Annotated in this window: 13 protein-coding genes; 5 read left to right on the forward strand and 8 right to left on the reverse strand. The window is 65.1% G+C overall.

Annotated features, from left to right (window positions below):
• Nucleotides 1-106 precede the first annotated feature (106 nt).
• Nucleotides 107-925: an LssY C-terminal domain-containing protein gene (locus ACQR0W_RS11000; protein ID WP_315749930.1), complete on the forward strand. Its 819-nt coding sequence runs from the start codon at nt 107-109 to the stop codon at nt 923-925.
• Between the two features lie 14 nt (nt 926-939).
• Here ACQR0W_RS11000 and ACQR0W_RS11005 read toward each other — a convergent pair whose 3' ends face one another.
• From ACQR0W_RS11005 to ACQR0W_RS11025, 5 genes are all read right to left on the reverse strand, one after another.
• Nucleotides 940-2445, reverse strand: coding sequence for an MFS transporter (locus ACQR0W_RS11005; protein ID WP_315749931.1), 1506 nt, complete (start codon nt 2443-2445; stop codon nt 940-942).
• A 72-nt stretch (nt 2446-2517) separates the two neighbouring features.
• The gene (locus ACQR0W_RS11010) at nt 2518-4329 is read right to left on the reverse strand and encodes an amidohydrolase (protein WP_315749932.1); all 1812 of its coding nucleotides are present in this window, start codon (nt 4327-4329) and stop codon (nt 2518-2520) included.
• 247 nt (nt 4330-4576) lie between these two features.
• Nucleotides 4577-5377, reverse strand: a complete 801-nt coding sequence (locus ACQR0W_RS11015) for a hypothetical protein (RefSeq protein WP_316173832.1) — start codon at nt 5375-5377, stop codon at nt 4577-4579.
• A 95-nt stretch (nt 5378-5472) separates the two neighbouring features.
• A complete protein-coding gene (locus ACQR0W_RS11020) occupies nt 5473-6969 on the reverse strand; it encodes an amidase (RefSeq protein ID WP_316186917.1) in 1497 nt (498 codons plus the stop codon).
• Nucleotides 6970-7048: 79 nt separating this feature from the next.
• The gene (locus ACQR0W_RS11025; RefSeq protein ID WP_316186918.1) at nt 7049-8734 is read right to left on the reverse strand and encodes an amidohydrolase; all 1686 of its coding nucleotides are present in this window, start codon (nt 8732-8734) and stop codon (nt 7049-7051) included.
• Between the two features lie 606 nt (nt 8735-9340).
• Between ACQR0W_RS11025 and ACQR0W_RS11030 the strand changes: the two genes are divergently transcribed.
• Complete coding sequence (locus ACQR0W_RS11030; protein ID WP_315712445.1) at nt 9341-9634, forward strand: GlsB/YeaQ/YmgE family stress response membrane protein; 294 nt, start codon at nt 9341-9343, stop codon at nt 9632-9634.
• Between the two features lie 13 nt (nt 9635-9647).
• Here the strand turns inward: ACQR0W_RS11030 and ACQR0W_RS11035 are convergent, their stop codons facing one another.
• Nucleotides 9648-10634 carry a helix-turn-helix domain-containing protein gene (locus tag ACQR0W_RS11035; protein WP_315749939.1) on the reverse strand — a complete coding sequence of 329 codons (987 nt, stop codon included), beginning with the start codon at nt 10632-10634 and terminating at the stop codon, nt 9648-9650.
• A 104-nt stretch (nt 10635-10738) separates the two neighbouring features.
• Between ACQR0W_RS11035 and ACQR0W_RS11040 the strand changes: the two genes are divergently transcribed.
• Together ACQR0W_RS11040 and ACQR0W_RS11045 are read left to right on the forward strand one after the other, a co-directional pair.
• Nucleotides 10739-11464, forward strand: a complete 726-nt coding sequence (locus ACQR0W_RS11040) for an alpha/beta hydrolase (RefSeq protein WP_316170404.1) — start codon at nt 10739-10741, stop codon at nt 11462-11464.
• Nucleotides 11465-11622: 158 nt separating this feature from the next.
• Nucleotides 11623-12126, forward strand: coding sequence for a hypothetical protein (locus tag ACQR0W_RS11045; protein WP_315749941.1), 504 nt, complete (start codon nt 11623-11625; stop codon nt 12124-12126).
• 28 nt (nt 12127-12154) lie between these two features.
• Here the strand turns inward: ACQR0W_RS11045 and xth are convergent, their stop codons facing one another.
• Both xth and ACQR0W_RS11055 read right to left on the reverse strand, forming a co-directional pair.
• A complete protein-coding gene (gene xth / locus ACQR0W_RS11050) occupies nt 12155-12925 on the reverse strand; it encodes an exodeoxyribonuclease III (protein WP_316170405.1) in 771 nt (256 codons plus the stop codon).
• Between the two features lie 157 nt (nt 12926-13082).
• Nucleotides 13083-13910 carry a helix-turn-helix transcriptional regulator gene (locus tag ACQR0W_RS11055; protein ID WP_316170406.1) on the reverse strand — a complete coding sequence of 276 codons (828 nt, stop codon included), beginning with the start codon at nt 13908-13910 and terminating at the stop codon, nt 13083-13085.
• A 91-nt stretch (nt 13911-14001) separates the two neighbouring features.
• Between ACQR0W_RS11055 and ACQR0W_RS11060 the strand changes: the two genes are divergently transcribed.
• A complete protein-coding gene (locus ACQR0W_RS11060; RefSeq protein WP_315826783.1) occupies nt 14002-14892 on the forward strand; it encodes an SDR family oxidoreductase in 891 nt (296 codons plus the stop codon).
• Nucleotides 14893-14988 lie beyond the last annotated feature (96 nt).

Below are 14988 nucleotides of genomic sequence, written 5' to 3' on the forward strand. Positions count from 1 at the left end.
GGTGCGGTGTTGCCATCGCGATGAAGATCGGACACCTTCCCGAAGACACCGACTGCTGTTCACTTCCTTTCGCCGGACCGATCCAGTGCGACTGCTCATACGCCTCATGCAACGCGTGCTGGTCGCCGGGCTGGGGATCTTCACGGTCTGGCTGATCGTCTTCGTGGTGTTCGAGACCGCGAACCGCAGGCTGCCCTGGATTGTCGCAGTCGGCGTCAGCTACGCGTTCGCGGCCTATGTCGTTCTGCCACGCGTGATCCGGTTGAGTCTCAGGATTCTTCAGAAGCGGCGAGTGCCCAGCTACACGATCACGGGTGATGGATTGCCCGGCGACCCCGTCAATCTCGCCCTGGTCGGGACGCTCCAACAGCTTCGCGCAAGCTTTGCTGCGGTGGGGTGGTCTGAAGCGGACCGATTGGGCCTGACGAGCTCTTGGGCCATGATCCGCGCCTTCGTCCTCGATACGCCTTACCCCACCGCTCCGTTCAGCACGCTCTATCTGTTCGGACGCGGCCAGGATATCGGCTTTCAGAAAGCCATCGGCAACAGCCCGCGACAGCGCCATCACGTCAGGTTCTGGGCTGTTGGCCTGGCACACGCAGAGCAAACCTGGAATGCAGGCGATTTCTGGTCCAACGCCGATCGGCCGGCGGTCGATGAATCCGCTCTGTGGGTCGGAGCCGGCACGAAGGACACCGGCCTATCGTTCACTCGATTGACGTTTCAGGTCACGCACGCCACCGATCCGGATGTCAACGCCGAGCGGGACTACATCATGGCCGAACTGATCAGGACACGATCGATCGAGATCGTGGAGCTGTACAAAGCCGGTCAGAGCCTCCCTGAGCGGGTCAATCACTACGTGACGGACGGTGACATTGCGTTGGCGAGCATGTTGGTCTCCACCACGGACGACGGCACATGATTGCCGTCGTCTGTCTAATGGACATGCTGACGAGCCTCTTTCGATGTCGTTCGCTCTGCTCGGGGCCGGACCAGGAAGGCGGTGCCGAGCAGGACGACCATCGCAACGCAGACGACCGTCAGGAACGCCTGATCGAAGGCGCGGTGAGCGTGCGAGGTGACGATGGCAGCGAGTTCGGTTGGCAGCCGCTCGGCGGCGATCAGCGCCTCGTCGATGCTATCGCGCGCAACGGCGGGAATGCCGAGGCCGTCGGGCAGAACCATGAACGCCGTATAGACTCCGGACAGGATGCTGCCGAAAATGCTGATGCCGATCGTGCCGCCGAGCTCGAACGACACCTCCTCGATCGACGCGGCCATGCCTTCGCGGCCTTCAGGCGCGTGATTCATCACGGAGTTGGAGGCGGCGGCAATGGATGCTCCGAGCCCGAGCCCGTTGATCGCGATGCAGACCAATTGCAGGGCCAGATTGGCGTTGTAGCAGAGCAGGTAGCCGGCCGCGCCGATGCCGGCGATCAACAGCGCGCCGGACATCGTGGTGGCGGCTCCCACGCGACGGAGCATGAGGCTCGCGAGCGGCCCGCCGATGAATGCACCGAGCGGGGCCGGCAGGATGTACAATGCCGCCTGCAGCGGCGAGTAGCCGAGGACGAGTTGCAGGCGCTGGCTGATCGCGAGCTCCGTCCCCGCAATGGCAAGCGAAGCCACGATCGCGGTGATCACGCTGAGCGTGAACTCGACGTTTCGGAACAGGGTGAAGTCGAGCAAAGGATCCTCGAGACGCAATTGACGGCGGACGAACACCGTCAACATGATGACCGTCGCGACAGCCGTGCCGGCAAGGACGACATAGGAAGACTGGCGACTGCCGAGCTCCTCGACGACGTAGGCGAAGCCGATCAGCCCGGCCATCACCTGCACTGAACCGAGGAGGTCCCAGTCGCGCTCAGCACGATCGGCCGGTGCAGGAATCAGCAGCAGGCCGGCGACCAGCGCCAGGACGACGAGCGGCACGTTGATCAGAAAGACCGAGCCCCACCAGAAATATTCCAGCAGGACACCGCCGACCAAGGGGCCGACTGCCGCCCCGCTGGACGCAACGGCTCCCCAGATCGCGATGGCGAGCGCCCGTTCGTGGTCATCGGAGAAGGTGATGCGAATGATCGACAGCGTCGCCGGCATCATCAGCGCGGCGCCGATCGCGAGCAGGACGCGTCCGCCAACCAGGATCGTGGCGGTCGGCGAATAGGCGGCGACGACCGAGGCCAGTCCGAAGACGATGAGGCCGGCGACGAATGTCCTCTTGTGCCCGACGCGATCGCCGAGCGAGCCGAAGCCTGGAAGCAGGCCGGCGACGACGAGCCCGTAGGCCATGACGATCCACAATTTCTCCGAGGCGGTTGCTCCGAGCTCATGGGTCAGGCTGGGCAGCGCGGTATAGAGCACCGTCATGTCGATGACGACGAGCGCCAGCGCGCTGGAGACGGTCAGGAGGATCAGCCAGCGATTACGTTTCGACATCGGCGAATCCGCCGGCGCAAGATTCTGTTCAGTCCGCGCATTCGCCATCTCGTGCACCGTCCTCATTCCCGTTCAGAGTCTGTCGCGATGCGTGATCCGGCCGTTCATCATCGTCAACTGAACGTTCACCTTGCCGATCTCGTGCGGCCCGACATCGAACAGGTTCTTCTCCAGCACGATCAGATCGGCCAGCTTCCCGACCTTGATGGAGCCGATCTTATCCTCCATGCGCATCTGGTAAGCTCCGTTGATTGTGTAGCCTCGGATGAGCTGCGGCAGGCTCAGGCGTTCGGCAGCGGGCGGATGGACCAGGCCGTCGGGCTTGCCGGGCTCCTGGCGCGTATGGCCGGCCTGCACCGCCTCGAGCGGCTTGACCACGACCTTGGAGCCGGTCGCCAGGGCATCCATTCCGAACGACACCGTGACGCCTTGGTCGATGAACGTCTTGAAGCTGTACATGCGGCTCCAGCGCTCTTCGCCGTAGATCTCGCGGATGCGGCGCTGGCTCGTATCCGGCACGCCCCACTGGATCTGGGTGTTCGCAATCAGGCCGAGCTTTCTGAAGCGCGCAATGTCCGAGGGCGCGGTGAGGAACGCGTGGCAGATGGTATGGCGGCGGTTGCCGGGGCCCTGCCTGCCGAACGCGGCTTCGTATCCATCCAGGCTCATGCGAACTGCGGCGTCGCCGACGGCGTGAAGGTGCGTATCGATTCCCTCCGCATGGGCTTCGCGCAGGATTCGATTCAACACGGGCGATGGCAACAATGGTTCGCCGCGCCAATCCTGCCTTCCGGCATAGGGATCCAGCAGATAGGCGGTGCGGCTCAGCTCGGTGCCATCGACGATCAGCTTGAGCACCTCGGCCTTGACCAGCGGAGTGCGATAGCGCTTCCGATAGGCCCGAATGATCGGCAGCGGATCGACGTTGGGGTCGTTGTGATAGAGGCTGCCGATCACGCGTTGCAGCAGCTTGCCGCGGCTCTCGAGGTCGACCAGCATGTCGAAACCGTGATGCTGCTCGGTCGGCCAGGCGCTGAAGCCGGCATCGAAGAGGGTGGTGATGCCGGCGGCTGCGAGCTTGGGCTGCCATTCCTCGATGGCGGCGGCGGCCGACTTGAGGCCGAACGGTTCGATGCCGTGCTTTTCGAGCGTCTTCAGTACCGCGAACAGCGCGGGTACTTCCGAAATGAAGCCAGTCGGCTCGCCATTGGGATCCTTTTCGTACCAGGAGGAGCCGGGCACGACGTCGCGTGGGGTGTCCCTCGTGATGCCGGCCATCTCCAGCAGCTTGGAATTGACCCAGTAGCTGTGCAGATCGCAACTGACGAGCAGGACCGGCCGGTCGGGGAAGATCGCGTCCAGCGGTTCCTTGCGGGGACCCGAGGCGGGAAACGCGCCCGCGATCCATCCGAAGCCGAGAATGAACTTCTCGTCGGAATGCGTCTTGGCGTAATCGCGCAGGATCTCGGAGATGCGCTCAGGATCTTCCTCGTTGACCCAGGCGCCGCGGGCAAATGCCAGAGTGCAAAGATGCCAATGCGCCTCGACGAAGCCCGGCATCAGCATGCGGCCCTTGAGGTCGATGACCTCAGCCCCCCGTCCGGCAAACTTCATCGCTCCGGCATCGTCGCCGACATAGACGATCTTGTCGCCCTTGACGACGACGGCCGCCGCCCAGGGCTGCGAGTCTTCCACCGTGTAGACGCGCCCGCCGCGAAACACGGTCGTGCGATTGGGGGCGGCAAAAGCCGGAGCCGAGCCCGCGGCCGCGAATGCTGCGGCGGCAGCCGTTGTTGCAACCATCTGGCGACGGGTCAGTCCGCCGCCCTCCGGCTTCGACGCCGCGAACAGCGAACCGATGGCTGAGCCGCATGCGATGCACATTGTCCTGCTCCGAAAAGCCCGCGTTCCGTGTGAGCCGCATCATTCCCTGATCGAACGCTAAACTACGTTCTTCCGCAGCCGCCAGGATTGACCGCGATCAACTCGGCCTCAAAGGCGTCGAGCGTGCGCACGCAGACTGACGCTCTGGATGCTTGCTGATGGTGAAAATTCAAATCGAATGCCTTCAGACAGGATTGCAGACCGGATTGCTGCTCACGGCCACGGAGGCCGCTCGTTCCGAGCAGCGTCATTTTGGAAACAGGAAAGCCAGGCTGGCGCGAAACTGCCAATGCGATGCCTGGTCCGGCTTCAGCAGATTGTAGTACGCGCCCACCTCGGCATTGATCGGCTGCTTGTCGACCATGAAGAGCTTGCCCACGCCGACGCCGATCGGGACGACCCAGCGATCATTGCCCTTCGCGAGCCAGTTCGCCGTGATGATGGGACTCGAGCTGATGTAGGATCCGTCGGAGAAGTTGTAGGTCACGAAGTACTGCAGCATCATCTGGTTCACCGGCGCGCGGTCGCTCGGACCTGCAAACGACCAGATGTTGTTGGCGAGCACCCCGAGCACCCATGGACCCGGCATGGTCAGCGCGACAATGGTCGGACCTGCGCTCCATTTTCCCGAACCGAGGGCGGGATCGGTCGCCGACGGATAGGAAAAGGTCGGGCCGACACCCCAGATGAGGGCGCCCGAATGGGACGGGGTGAGCGCGAAGATCTGGTTGATGTCGCCGACCCCGCCGATCCGGCCTTGCTCGGGGGAAAAGCGGATCTGGGCGATGCCGGGAATGGTCGTGCGCGTCACCAGATTCCAGTCGGCATTGAGCTGGAACGGGATGACCGGCTCGATCTTGAAGACGTCGGCCGTCTGCCGGTACGGGCCCGTATTCGGCATGGCGATATTCTCAAGGCCGACGCTGATCGTGTCCGCGATCGGGTTCTGCGCCGCCTTGGCCAGATCTTCGAGCGACGGCGTCTTGGCCTGCTGTGCCAGGGCGCCGGAGTCATGGCAGAGTGCCGAGATCAGGAGCAACAGAACCACGTGTCGGAAGGCTCTCGGCGTCCTTGTCGACCTCGCTGTCGAAGCGCCGCTCTTGCAGCCACTGTCTCGCGCCCGCACCGTGTGGCCCCGCTGCATCACGTGAAGGTCGGAAAACGCTCGCCCGCGAACAGGGACCGCCGGAGACGAGACCAGTTGGACGCGAACTGGAACGTGTCGAGATCGGTGTAGGTCTGGCCGATCACCTGCATGCCCGAGGGCATGCGGTCCTCGACCAAGCCGAGCGGGACATCGACGACCGGATAGCGGTTGAGCAGATTCCAGTGCCACGTCAGCGCCAAGCCCAGACCGGTGCCTACCCACGGGTCCACCTTGTTTTCCTTGCTCTTGAACATGTCGGCCCCGACAAGAGGCGTTGCCATGGTCGGCATGAGCAGGATGCGGTACCCCTTGCCGAACACGCGCTGCTGGACCTGGCGGTGCAGCCGCTGCAGCAGCTCTTCGGCTTCTTCGGCCTGGCGCGGTCCGACCGGGCCGACTTGGTCGAGCATTTCGGTCATGTAGGGCGAGAGCTGATCGCGATGCGCATTCGAGATCTCGATCGCCGTGCCGATGGACGTCGACATCAGCCCGCGGATGAAGACCATCTTGTGGGCCTTCGTGAAGCCGCAATCGACTTCGTCCACCGTGCAACCCGCGGCGCGCAGAGCCTCGATGCCTCTCAGCATCGCAGCCTTCACGGACGGTATGACGTCCGCAATGCCGGCGCCCCAATCCACGGCGATGCGCCACCCGGAAAGGCGCGGATAACGGGTGGGATAGTCGAGGCGAGGGCGCATCGCGGCCATCATCCGCTCGGACGGACCGACGATCGCGTTCTGGAGGCGGACGAGGTCGTCGAAGCGCCGCGCCATCGGGCCCGAGGTCGCGAACGGGATTTCCCCACCGGCCACGCGTCCGAACGGCGGCCTGAAGCCATAGAGACCGCATTGCGAGGCGGGAATTCGGATCGAGCCGCCCATGTCCGAGCCCATGGCGAGCGTCGTGAAGCCTGCGGCCAGCGCCGCGCCCGATCCCGCCGACGACCCGCCCGGAGAGTATTCGAGATTCCATGGATTGCGTGTCGTGCCCCAGGCGCGGGTGGACGCGCCGAGGAAGAGGTAGAATTCCGGCACGGTCGTCTGGAACGGCATGACGGCGCCGGCTGCCTCGAGCAAGTCGGTGATGGCCGAGTTTTCCGTTGCCGGTGGCGAGTCCTTGTAGATGAGCGAGCCCTGTGTGGTCCGCCAGCCCGGCCTGGAGAATTCGTCCTTGATGGCTACCGTGATCCCTTCGAGCGGCCTCTGGTTGCCGCGCCGATAGCGGTCCTCGGACAGCTTGGCCTCCTTGAGCGCCTGATCGAAATGCTCGTAGGTGATGCAATTGACCTTCGTGTTGTAGGCTTCGATCCGCTTGATCTGCGCCTTCAAGAGATCGACCGGCGACGCCTTGCGGGCCCGGAACATGGCGATGAGATCGGCGACCGACGCGTAGCAGAGCGGATCGGCAGACTCGGCCCGCGCGGCCGGCAAACCGAGCTCGGACGCGACCAACGCCGCTCCCGCGCCTTTGATGAGCATTCTTCTGTCGATCATATACGCCTCCGCATGTCCGGGAATCGGTCTGAGTATGTCGATGTGGTCCTGAAGGTGTCGGTCCGAGACGTCGCCGGAGTCAGCTTCGCTGTTCGTGCCTGACCTGACCGTTCATGACGGTCATCAGCACCTTTGTGTTGTGGATGTCGTGCGGGGCGACTTCGAACAGGTTTCTTTCAAGCACGATCAGATCGGCGAGCTTGCCGACCTCGATCGAACCGACCTTCTGGTCGAGCCCGAGCTGATAGGCCGGGCCCATGGTGGCGGCGCGGATCGCCTCTTCGAGGCTGATCCGCTCGTCGAGCGGCACCAAAGCCGGCTGATCCGGCTTGTTCAACTCCCGCCGCGTGGTCGCGATCTCGATCGCATCCAGCGGCTTGTAGGTGCTGTAATAGCCGGCGGCCGGCCAATCGGTGCCGAGCGAGATGTTGGCGCCATGACGCAGGATCGAGCCGGTGCGAAACGCCTGCTCGGCGCGCGCGCCGACGCGCGGCCGCATCACGCCCTGCCAATAGGCATCCGCCACCGACCATTGGGCGGAGAACTGCGCGGTGACGCCGAGCTTGGCGAAGCGCGGCAGATCGTCAGGTGAAACAAATATGAGATGCGCCAGCGTGTGCCGGCGATCGCGCGGCGGATTGACCTTGATCGCGGCTTCGAACGCGTCCAGCGACAGGCGGTTGGCGCGATCACCGTAGGAATGGATGTGAATATTGAGGCCCGCCCTGTCGGCGCGGCGGATGATGTCCTTGAACTGCTCCGGCGGGACCAGCGTCTCGCCGCTCGTGCTCGGATCGTCGCTATAGGGGGCCAGCAATGCGGCGGTCCGTTGGGCTTCGCCGCCGTCGATGTTGAGCTTGAGAACGGGCGCCTGCACCAGTTCGGAATTGAAGCGTCGACGCAGGGCCTTCGCGATCGGCACGGGGTCGATCGCCGGATTGTTGTGGTAGGTCGATCCGACCACACGGAACGGCAGTTTTCCTTTGCGCTCCAGATCCTGATAGAGTTCGTAGCCTGTCTCCTCGGGCAGAACGAGCAGTCCGGCATCGAACACGCTGGTGATGCCGGCCGCCGACGCCTTCGGCAGCCACTGTGCGAGCGAGTCCGCAATATAGCCGGTCGTGAACGGCGAGATCGCGTTGAGGACCGGAAACATCGCCGGTGGCTCGACCAGATAGCCGGTCGGCTCTCCCGAGGCCGGGTCCCGCTCGAAGTAGCTGTAGCCGGGCAACGGATCCTTGGTCGCCTTGGTCACCTTGGCAATCGCCAGCGTCTTGGAATTGACCCAGGCGGAATGGCCATCGATCCCGACGAGAAAGACGGGCGTGTCCGGCCAGATCTGATCGAGATCCTCCTTGCGAGGGCCGGTCGGCGGAAAGGCGTTATAGCGCCAGCCGAAGCCGCGGACGATGCCGGCCTGGCCCAGCTTGGCGCGATAGGCCTTCAGGGCGTCGAGCATCTCCTCCCTTGTGTCGTATTGAAGATCGACACCCCGAGTCACGACAGCGCCCGCTATCGGATGGATGTGTCCTTCCACGAAGCCGGGCAGCAGCATCCTGCCGGCGAGATCGACGACGCGGGTCTTCGGGCCGATGAAGGACCGGACGCCCGCGTCATCGCCGACATAGACGATGTGCTTTTGCTTGACGGCGACCGCGCGGGCCCATTCCCGGCCGCCGTTCACGGTGTAGACCGGGCCGTTGCGAAACACGATGTCGGCCTTGCCGCCGCCGGTTCGCGCCTCGGCGTTCGTCGGAGCGGACACCGAAGCAACGCCGGCTGCGGCGAACGCCGCGCCTGCCTGCAGGAGCCTGCGTCGTGACGGCTCGGCCTCGTTGACGGAGCCAAAATCAAGCTGGAGCAAACCACCGAATCTTGCCCAGTTGCATGCGATGCACATGCATTCATCCTTACACGCTCTGCGGGAAACGCATTCTTCTTGATTCCGCGGATCATATGAACTCGGGGGAACTACGTAGCCCTTCGCGTGCGAAGCGTTCGCATGAGCCGTACGTGTTCGAGACGATTAGATTCGAATGACTGTCATTTCGGGAGGAAGTACGCGACGTCCGAAGCGGAATGGCCAATTCGAAGCAAGCAGGGGCCGCATCACCTTGTCATGGACGCCGGCCTGCGCCAGTTTGCGAGTGGGTTGCGAACTCATCCGATGTGCAGAGTTCAGCTCATGGCAACGAAATCGATGTAACCTGCAAGCGTGCGATTCGTGTGGCTCTGCGAGCAAGACCCCTGATCTGGCTGCTTCCGTGTAGCAACTGGCGGTCTCGCTTCGCTCGGCAATGTGTTCTCATGATCTTGCTTGCTGGCCGTGATGCTCCAGCTGAGGGGTGACGGCAGACCGACGGAGTGAAGAATGTTCACACTGGCACATGCAGGGACTTGGCTCGTCGTCGGCTTGATTGGTGGCGGCCTTGCCGGAATCCTGGTGAAGCGCCGCCGAGCCGGTTTCGGGCTCCTCACCAACATCGGATTGGGATGCGTCGGCGCCCTCATCGGTGGTGTCTTGTTCAACCTGTTCGGGTTGTTTCCAGGCATGGGCAGCATCGTCATTTCGCTGCGCGATGTCGTCGCGGCGTTCGTCGGCTCGCTGGTCCTGCTGGCGGCAATCTGGTTGTGGGGCGCAGCCCGCGAACGGAGTCCGCGCTGACCGCAGGCGGTGGTCAGCCGGAGTGACGCGCGGTCTCCGCGCGCCAGTCGCGCGGGCGCATGCCGAAGCGCTGCTTGAAGCGGCGCGTGAAGTGCGACAGATCTGAAAAGCCCCAGTCGAAGGCGATGCGGCCGATGTCGCGGCCGCATCGGGCGGGATCGCGCAGATCGCGCGCTGCGCCATCGAGCCGGCGTTCCATCACCAGGTCGGAGAAGCTGGTGCCGGCGCGGGCCAGCAGCTTGTGCACATAGCGCTCGCTGATCCCGACGACAGATGCGATGGTCGCCACCGTCAGGCCGGGCTCGCGCACCCGCTCGTGAATGGCGCGGCGTAGCGCCAAGGTCGTCGCATCGGCAAATGAGGTGGTCGCATGCGTCTCGCGGCGGCCGCGGCGCGCCAGGCTCAGCGCCACCAGATCGAGCAGCACGCCGAACAGCGCCGACGCATCGTCCGGCGCGAGCCGCAGCGCATTGGCGTTGAGGGAGCGCGCCGTCTCCACGATCAGTGCGCCGACGCATGGATCGTCGGACAGCCGCGTCGGCGCGATGTCCGGCTCCGCCGGCAGGCGGCTGCACAGCGCATCGGCGGGGACGCGGAACGAGATCACGCCGAGCGACGGCCCGCGATCGTGCTGCAGCACGAAGGTGCGATCGCTGTCGAAGATGCCGACCTGACCGGCGGACAGGCTGACATCGCATTCGTCCTGCAGGATGGTGCAGCGGCCGGCGAGCTTGAGGTTGAGATAGAAGCAGCGCTGGGTGGAAGCGGCGATGTCCGTGCGCGAGCGGCGTACGATGTGCTCGGGAAAGCTGACGCGGTTGATGGCGCCGCTCCCGAGGCTGATGCTTTGCACCTCCGCAGCGAATCCGATGCCGCGCGCCGGCTCCGGCGTCAAGTTCATGAAGGCCTGGCAGATCGCCTCGCGGTAATACGAGAACTGCTCCTCCGGCCGCACCGCCGCCGTATTCCAGCTCCGCTGCCGTTCCGGCTCGGCGCCCATCGGTTCACTCCGAGACCAATCGGGTTCAGTTGCAGCCAAGCGCCGCAGGCGCGGTCCGGCCCATAGTCCTTGCACCGCCTTCCATCGTGCAAAGGAACGTGATCATGTCAACCTACGTCCTGGTCCATGGCGCCTGGCATACCGGCGCCGAGCTCGAGCCGGTCGCCGCGCATCTTCGCTCCGCCGGCCACACCGTCCATCTGCCGACCATCCGCGGCAACCGCCCCGGCGACGCAAAGACCACTGGACTCGACGAGGCGATCGCCTCGATCTGCGACTACTTCACCGAGCATGACATCACCGACGCCGTGCTGATGGGGCACTCCTATGGCGGCATGGTCATCACCGGCGTCGCCGACCGCATCGCTCAGCGCATCCGCCGCCTGGTCTACTGGAATGCGTTCGTGCCCAACGACGGCGAGTGCCTCAACGACATGGTGCCACCGCACTATGTTGCGCTGTTCGACGCGGTCGCTGCGGAGCGCGGCGACGGTTCGGTGGTGCTGCCGTTCCCGGTCTGGCGCGAGGCCTTCATCAACGACGCCGATCTCGCCACCGCGACGCGCACCTATGACATGCTCAATCCGCATCCCAACAAGACCTTCACCGACAAGATCAAGCTGCGCGCCAATCCCTCCGAGATGGCAATCGCGAAATCCTACATCAACTGCACCGAGGACACGGCGCTGCCGCACAGCCTGCCATGGCATCCGCGGTTGTCCGGCAAGCTCGGCCTGTTCCGGCTGGTCCAGGTGCCCGGCAGCCATGAGCTGTGCTTCTCCGATCCCGGCCGGCTCGCGCAGGCGATCATGGATGCGGGACGCGATTGACGGCGCGTGTCGTCACGCTCCCGGTGTGGCGCCGGGCGGTCATCATTTCAGGTAGTGATCGGCGTCACATTCGCCGGGAGCGCGATCGGCCAGACTGATCTCCGATGAATGCAGCCCGGCGGGGCCTCCATCCTCGCCGCACCATCGGAGAACGCGTCATGGCCCAGCTCCATCTGACGTCCCCTCGCGGACTTGCATCCAAGGTGTCCGCCGCGAATGCGCCCGCGCGGCCGGCCGCGACCAAGGCCGGCTGGCTCGCGATGGCCGCCGGCGCGATCACGACCGTGTTCGCCGCGATCGGCGCGGTGAACAGCGTCCTTCCCGCGGCGTCGAACGTCGGCGCGGCCGTGCTCGAAGCGCTGAACGTGCCGGCCTGCCTGTCCTATTCCGATCGCTATGACGGCACGCAGAGCAGCTTCCGCAAGGAAGGCCAGCTCTGGCGCGAATATCCGCGCGGCTCGGAGACGTATAGTTACGAGTTCAAGGAGATCCGCCGCACGCGCCAGGAGATCATGCTGTGGAACGTGACGCCGCGTCCGAACGTGCCGGATGCCGCGAGCCTCGTCGTGCATCTGCCGGTGTGCGGCGGCATGGCGGTGCTGACCGAGGGCCTGCCCGAGCGCGCGACCAATCTGCAGCAGACCTGGCCCGACCGCGGCTGAGGCTCCGACGCGGACAGGCGAGTTCGGATTATTTCAGCACGATCCAGGCCGGCGCGTGGTCGCTGGCGCCGTCCTCGCCGCGGATGGCGCGGTCGACGCCGGCCTTGGCAAGGCGCGGCGCGAGCTGCGGGCTCAGCAGCAGGTGGTCGAGCCGCAGGCCGGCATCGCGCGGCCAGCGGTTGCGCTTGTAGTCCCAGAACGTGAACATCGGCGCGTCCGGATGCAGCATGCGGATCGCGTCGCACCAGCCTTGATCGACCAGCGCCTTGAAGGCGGCGCGGCTCTTCGGCTGGATCAGCGCGTCCTTGTCCCAGGATCGCGTCGGATAGATGTCGAGCGTAGCAGGCGCCACATTGTAGTCGCCGGCGAGCACGGCCGGCAGGTCGTCCTTGATGAAATCAGCCGCGTGTTTCTGCAGGCGTTTGAACCAGGCGAGCTTATAGTCGAATTTCGGCCCCGGCTGCGGATTGCCGTTCGGCAAATAGAGGCAGCCGACGACGAGGCCGCGCACCGCGGCCTCGATGTAGCGCGCCTCCTCGTCTCTGGGATTGCCGGGCAGGGCGGTGCGGGTCAGCACCGGCTCGGCTTTGCGCGCAAGGATCGCGACGCCGTTCCAGGTCTTCTGTCCCTGCCACACCGCGCCATAGCCGGCCTTGGCGATCGCATCGACGGGGAAATCGGCCTGGGTGCATTTCAGCTCCTGGAGGCAGACGATGTCGGGCCTGGCCGCGCGCAGCCAGCGCAGCAGATTGGGGAGCCGCCGCCGGACATTGTTGATGTTGAAGGTCGCGATCTTCATGAGGCCCGTCGCCGTGGGGATGGTCCGGATGACCAAGCTCGCAATCGGCTTTTTGTTCACGCTGCAGCGTCGATGCAGCCAAGGCTGCCTACGAAAGCCCGGCCTGTCAGGCAACCCGCGTGCTTCTCGGCGGCGCGAGTCGAGAGGGCACTCGCACCTACTTCGGTCGCGACGTCACCAGCGCACGGATCTTGTCGGCATCCTCCGGCGTCGCGGGATTGTAGATCACCATGGTGAGGTCGGGCCGGCCATCGACGGCGAAGCCCGAAAATTCCATCGAGAGCGATCCGGCGACGGGATGCTGCAGGGTCTTCACGCCGTCACCGTGCCGCCCTTGCACATCGTTGTCGCGCCACATCGCCGCGAATTCCGGGCTCGTCGCGCAGAGCTCGTCGACCAGCGATTGGACATTGCGGGCCGCGCCGGCGCGGGCCACGTCGGCGCGGAAGGACGCGACCACATAGCGCGCCACGGCCTGCCAGTTGGGCTGTGCTGCGCGGACACGGCTGTCGTGGAACATCATGCGCAGAACATTGCGCTGGCCCTCCGGCAGGGTGCTGTAGTCGGTGAGGACAGCCGCAGCCGCCCTGTTCCAGGCGAGGATGTCCCATGTCGCCGTGCGAACGAAGGCGGGACTGTATTCCAGCGTATCGAGCACGCGTTGGAGACGGGGTGAGATGCCGTCGATCGCGTGATAGCGGGCTTCGGGTGGCCGGCCGAGACCGAGCAGGAACAGATGCTCGCGCTCGGCGTCGGTCAGCATCATGGCGCGAGCGATGCGGTCCAGCACGTCGGCGGAGGGCGCGCCGCCGCGCCCTTGCTCGAGCCAAGTGTACCAGGTGGCGCTCACATTGGCGCGTTGCGCCACCTCTTCGCGCCGAAGCCCCGGCGTTCGCCGCCGCTGCAGCGGCAGGCCGAAGGTGGTCGGATCGAGCTTGGCGCGGCGATCCCTGAGATAGGTCCCGAGAGGGTTGGCGTCCGTCATCCTGTTAGCGATTATACCCGTATAAAGTCACGACTTTACCCGCATGAGCAGCCTAGCAATATCCCGGCGGTCTGAACAGGGAGTGTGTCTCATACGCGTATTCGTCACCGGCGCCGCCGGATTCATCGGCTCTGAAACCACCAGGGAGCTGATCGCCGCCGGGCATCAGGTCATCGGCCTCGCGCGCTCCGCCGAGAACGTCCGCACGCTCGAGCAACTGGGCGCGCAGGTTCATCGCGGCTCGCTGCAGGACCTCGACAGCCTGAAGCGCGGCGCGAGGGATGCCGACGGCGTGATCCATCTCGCCTTCATCCACGACTTCGCGAAATTCGCGGAGAACGGCGCCATCGACAAGGCCGCCATCGACGCCATGGGCGAGGTGCTGGTGGGCACGAACAAGCCGTTCATCGTCACCTCCGGAACGGGGCTCGTTGCGGCCAATGTGGTGGTCACCGAAGACATGCGGCGCGAGTCGTCAGCGCATGTCCCGCGCGTGTCCGAGCAGACGGGTCTCGCCTATGCGTCGCGCGGCGTGCGCGCAATGGTGATCCGCCTGCCGCAGGTTCACGGCGCCCCCGGAAGGGCCGGGCTGATCTCCTATCTGGTGGAGCTCGCGCGACAGAAGGGCCGCGCCGCCTATGTCGGCGAAGGCACCGAGCGCTGGGCCGCGGCGCATCGATCGGATGTCGCCCGCCTCTACCGGCTCGCCCTGGAGAAGGGCATTGCAGACGCGATCTACCACGCCGTCGGCGAGGAGGGCGTCCCCATGCGCGAGGTCATCGAGGTGATCGGCCGCGCGCTGAACGTGCCGGTCGTGTCGATCAGCAAGGAGGAGGCGGGCGACTACTACGGTCCACTGGCGATGTTCGCAGGGCTGGACATGCCGGCCTCCAGCGTCCTGACACAGCAGCGCCTGGGCTGGAGACCGGACGGGATCGGTTTGATCGCCGACATTGGCCAGCCGGACTACTTCAAGGCGTGAGCGCCGGCCGCGACCGACCCGCAGCGCCCATCTTGATCGAATGATGGCGCTCTTGCGCGACCAGCCCCGCAGCCCGGATGAGCGCGGCGACATCCG

Origin of the sequence: Bradyrhizobium sp. HKCCYLRH1034, from assembly GCF_051168375.1 — a bacterium.
In the GTDB taxonomy this organism is placed as follows: domain Bacteria; phylum Pseudomonadota; class Alphaproteobacteria; order Rhizobiales; family Xanthobacteraceae; genus Bradyrhizobium.

What these genes read in the sequence shown, in the direction of transcription:
- ACQR0W_RS11000 (WP_315749930.1), top strand. Translation starts at nt 107, where the DNA reads ATGCAACGCGTGCTGGTCGCCGGGCTGGGGATCTTCACGGTCTGGCTG.
- ACQR0W_RS11005 (WP_315749931.1), bottom strand. Translation starts at nt 2,445, where the DNA reads ATGTCGAAACGTAATCGCTGGCTGATCCTCCTGACCGTCTCCAGCGCG.
- ACQR0W_RS11010 (WP_315749932.1), bottom strand. Translation starts at nt 4,329, where the DNA reads ATGTGCATCGCATGCGGCTCAGCCATCGGTTCGCTGTTCGCGGCGTCG.
- ACQR0W_RS11020 (WP_316186917.1), bottom strand. Translation starts at nt 6,969, where the DNA reads ATGATCGACAGAAGAATGCTCATCAAAGGCGCGGGAGCGGCGTTGGTC.
- ACQR0W_RS11030 (WP_315712445.1), top strand. Translation starts at nt 9,341, where the DNA reads ATGTTCACACTGGCACATGCAGGGACTTGGCTCGTCGTCGGCTTGATT.
- ACQR0W_RS11035 (WP_315749939.1), bottom strand. Translation starts at nt 10,634, where the DNA reads ATGGGCGCCGAGCCGGAACGGCAGCGGAGCTGGAATACGGCGGCGGTG.
- ACQR0W_RS11040 (WP_316170404.1), top strand. Translation starts at nt 10,739, where the DNA reads ATGTCAACCTACGTCCTGGTCCATGGCGCCTGGCATACCGGCGCCGAG.
- ACQR0W_RS11045 (WP_315749941.1), top strand. Translation starts at nt 11,623, where the DNA reads ATGGCCCAGCTCCATCTGACGTCCCCTCGCGGACTTGCATCCAAGGTG.
- xth (WP_316170405.1), bottom strand. Translation starts at nt 12,925, where the DNA reads ATGAAGATCGCGACCTTCAACATCAACAATGTCCGGCGGCGGCTCCCC.
- ACQR0W_RS11055 (WP_316170406.1), bottom strand. Translation starts at nt 13,910, where the DNA reads ATGACGGACGCCAACCCTCTCGGGACCTATCTCAGGGATCGCCGCGCC.